The 3,707-nt window shown below is 58.9% G+C and carries 3 protein-coding genes; all 3 read left to right on the top strand.

Annotation, left to right across the window (positions count from 1 at the left end; translation table 11 throughout):
* Nucleotides 1–986 (top strand): mannose-6-phosphate isomerase, class I (gene manA, locus ACTHV6_RS06380; protein WP_441386449.1); only part of this gene is annotated, 986 nt, incomplete at its 5' end.
* Nucleotides 987–1,326: 340 nt separating this feature from the next.
* The gene (locus tag ACTHV6_RS06385) at nucleotides 1,327–2,802 is read left to right on the top strand and encodes an NCS2 family permease (RefSeq protein WP_441386450.1); all 1,476 of its coding nucleotides are present in this window, start codon (nucleotides 1,327–1,329) and stop codon (nucleotides 2,800–2,802) included.
* 284 nt (nucleotides 2,803–3,086) lie between these two features.
* A partial coding sequence (locus ACTHV6_RS06390; RefSeq protein WP_441386451.1) for an MFS transporter occupies nucleotides 3,087–3,707 on the top strand: 621 nt, incomplete at its 3' end.

A 3,707-nucleotide genomic window follows, 5' to 3' on the forward strand; every position in this document is an offset into this window, starting at 1 on the left:
CATTAGGTGAAGATACCCTCGTGGGCCATGGCCCTGCCCTGCCCTACCTCCTCAAGCTGATCGCTCCCATGCGGCCGCTATCCCTGCAGGTTCACCCATCTAAAGCGCAGGCGCAGGCCGGGTTTGATGCTGAAGAAGAGGCGGGTATTCCGCTGGATTCCCCAGATCGCAACTACCGTGACCGGAATGCGAAGCCGGAGCTTGTCTATGCCATCACGTCTTTCGAGGCCTTGGTGGGATTCCGGGCACCGCGAAGAATTGCCGAGGTGATGCGCGGGCTGCGCACCCCGCTCTCCGATCGACTGCGGCGGATGGTTCTGCGCGAGGGTGTACGTGCGGCGTTCACCTACCTCATATCGCCCGAGACCTGCCCCAGTGGTGATCGTGTTGCCAGCCTCGTGGAAGCCTGCGCGGAACGTGATCCGGAGAAATCGCCTTCCCGGCGCGCGGATGCTGCAGTGGTGTCCCTTGCCGCGCACTACCCGGGTGACGCCAGCGTTTTGACCCCCCTCCTTATGAACCCCGTGTCGCTGCGCCCGGGGGAGGCTCTGTACATTCCCGATGGAACCGTTCACGCTTATCGCAGTGGAGTAGGTGTAGAGATCATGGCCTCCTCGGATAATGTTCTGCGCGCCGGGCTGACCGAAAAGCACATCGATGTGCCAGAGCTGCTGCGGGTTGTCCGGGCTGACGCTGCTCCTCCGATGCGTATCGCGCCCGAGCGGGTTTCGGCCTCAACGTCCGTGTATTACGCGCCGGTCGAGGATTTTGAACTCTCGGTGGTTCAGCTCAGCGATGCGAACGTCTGGGATCGCCAAAGAAGCGAGGGGCCGCGAACCGTTGTGTGCATGGAAGGTGCCGTTCAGGTGTACGCCGGGGGAGGTGCCTTGCAGTTGAATAAGGGACAGGCTGTTTTCATCGGGGCCAATGAGGGCGAGGCGAGCCTGCGAGGATTCGGCAAAGTTGTGATCGCGGCGGTGCCTTAAAAGTCTCATTGAGTGGCGTGCTCCGCGGTGGCACCGTTCAGTTCTATCCTCAGAGACCCGAACGGGAGACTTCCGAGTTGCAGAGCATCCTGGCCACGGTGCTGAAGGGTAGCGTGCCGAAAGTCTCAGGCCTGCGGCGTGCCTCACTAGCGGGCCGAGTGCGCGGGGTTCGGCCAGTGGCGGAGGGTTGGCTGGTTACCGCAGAATTCATAGGGAAACTCGCCGTGGCCGGTCAGGGAACCTATCGCTCACCGAAGCGCGATGTGGACCGAATAGCTCGAACTTCGAGAAGGAATGAGTCCACTATTTGGACGAGCTCTTGCCCTTAGGGGTCCGCGCAATGAGACTCAATCAAGTGATAGACACGAAGACGCCGCCTGAAACCGAGAAGGCAGGCATGCTGGACAAGTATTTCCATCTGACCGAACGTGGTTCAACCCTCGGGCGCGAAATCCGGGGAGGGCTCGTTACCTTCTTCGCGATGGCCTACATTCTGGTGCTGAACCCCATCATTCTTTCCGGTGAGGATTCCACTGGCGGATACCTAGGCGGAGGCTCCGAGCCGAACATGGCTGCCATCGCCGCCGGCACGGCATTGATCGCCGGCGTCATGACTGTGCTCATGGGTGCGGTGGCAAACTTCCCGATCGGCCTTGCGGCTGGCTTGGGACTGAACTCCATGGTGGCCGCAACCATCGTCACCCTTCCGGGCATGACCTGGGCTGACGGCATGGGCATCATTGTGCTTGAGGGCATCGTGATCGTGCTGCTCGTGGTGACCGGGCTACGCGAAGCGATTTTCCGCGCGGTACCCAAGTACCTGCGTACAGCCATCTCTGTAGGCATCGGCATGTTTATCACGCTTGTTGGCTTGGTAAACGCCGGTATGGTGCGCGCTGGTAGTGGCACTCTCCTTGCCTTCGGTGTTGAGGGATCCGTTTCCACGTTCCCCATGCTGATCTTCGTGATTGGACTGTTCCTCACGGTGATTCTCATGGTTCGGAAGATCAAGGGCGCTATCCTCATCGGTATCATCACCTCCACCATTCTGGCAGTGATTGTTGAAGCTGTTGGAAAGCTCGGTCCAGTGGGCGAGGATAACCCTGGAGGCTGGAACCTCAGCGTTCCCTCAATCTCTGGGTCACCGGTCCAGATTCCCGAATTCGCCACGCTGGGCGAGTTCTCCATCACGGGACCCTTCGAAAAGATCGGCGTGATTGCCGTCGTGGTCCTGACCTTCTCCGTCCTTCTTGCGGATTTCTTCGACACCATGGGCACAATGGTTGCGGTGGGTGCCGAAGGCGATCTCCTTGACGAAGATGGTAATCCTGAAGGCACCAGCAAGATCCTGCTCGTGGATTCACTGGGCGCCGTCGCGGGCGGCGTTGGCGGCGTTTCCTCCAACACTGCGTTCGTGGAGTCCTCTACGGGTGTTGCAGACGGCGGACGCACCGGCATCACCTCGATCGTTACTGGAATCGCCTTCCTGCTTGCTACCTTCCTTTCCCCGATCGTTGCGCTGGTTCCCAACGAGGCGGCCGCGCCAGCACTTGTGGCGGTTGGCTTCCTCATGATGCAGCAGGTCTCGGACATCAAGTGGACTGATCTCTCCGTGGCAATCCCTGCCTTCCTGACCATTGTCATGATGCCGTTCGGCTATTCCATGACTGTTGGAATTGGCGTTGGGTTCATCGCTCACGTGGTGCTGCAGGTTGCCACCGGCAACATCAAGAAGATTCACCCACTCCTGTGGGTTGTTGCCATCATGTTCGTTCTGTACTTCCTCATGGGGCCGATTCAGGGCGCTCTCGCGTAACGGTAAACAATCCCCTCCCACCTCTGAGGCTAACCTATCGGCTTGGTCTGGGCGATGCTCGGTTAATCGAAACGTGACAGTTAACCGGGGGAGATAACGGGCGCGGACATAACCGAATACTGCAGCGGGTGCGTGAATTGTCACCTGCGTCATGGCAAGAGAAAACTGGCGGCGCTACCATTGAAGCACCGTCAGTTTTCTCTATTTGTGCGCCGTTTGGTTGGGTTTGTCCGAAACTCCCCAAGCCTCGCACATCACCTTGTTCTTTGAAAGGACCGTGCCGATTGGGACGCACTTTTGCGAGCCTGAAGTATTACAACTACCGTGTTTGGTTCTTCTGTGCATTGGTAGCCAATACCGGTACATGGATGCAACGCGTTGCTCAGGACTGGCTGGTACTTGCCGTCCTGACAGACGATAGCTCCTTCGCCGTTGGGCTTGTGACGGCCCTCCAATTCGTGCCGATGCTGTTCTTCATGCCTTTTGCCGGAGCCGTTGCGGACCGCTTCGATAAGCGCAAGATCCTGTTCTGCACTCAATCGCTGCAAGCGCTTTTGGCGTTTGGACTGGGCACGATGGTGATGCTGGATGCCGCGAGCGTGTGGCATGTGTGTATCTTCGCCTTCATGTTGGGAACCGTTGGCGCCTTCGATAGCCCGCCGCGCTTGGTGTTCATCTCCGAGCTGGTGCCCCCGCGTTCACTACCAAACGCCGTTGGCCTGAATTCCACGAGCTTCAACATTGCGCGGCTGATCGGTCCTGCATTGTCCGGCCTTCTTATCGCGTGGGTGGGCCTTGGATGGGTATTCTTCATCAACGGCGCCTCCTTTGTGTTTACTCTTGTGGCTCTGGCGGTTATGCGTCCCAGCGAGTATTACCGCACGACGGACAACGCTGCCGGTGAA

This window comes from Ancrocorticia sp. (assembly GCF_052089425.1).
Classification (GTDB): Bacteria; Actinomycetota; Actinomycetes; order Actinomycetales; family Actinomycetaceae; genus Ancrocorticia.

Coding starts and splice junctions, on each gene's coding strand:
- ACTHV6_RS06385 (WP_441386450.1), top strand. CDS start 1,327: ATGAGACTCAATCAAGTGATAGACACGAAGACGCCGCCTGAAACCGAG.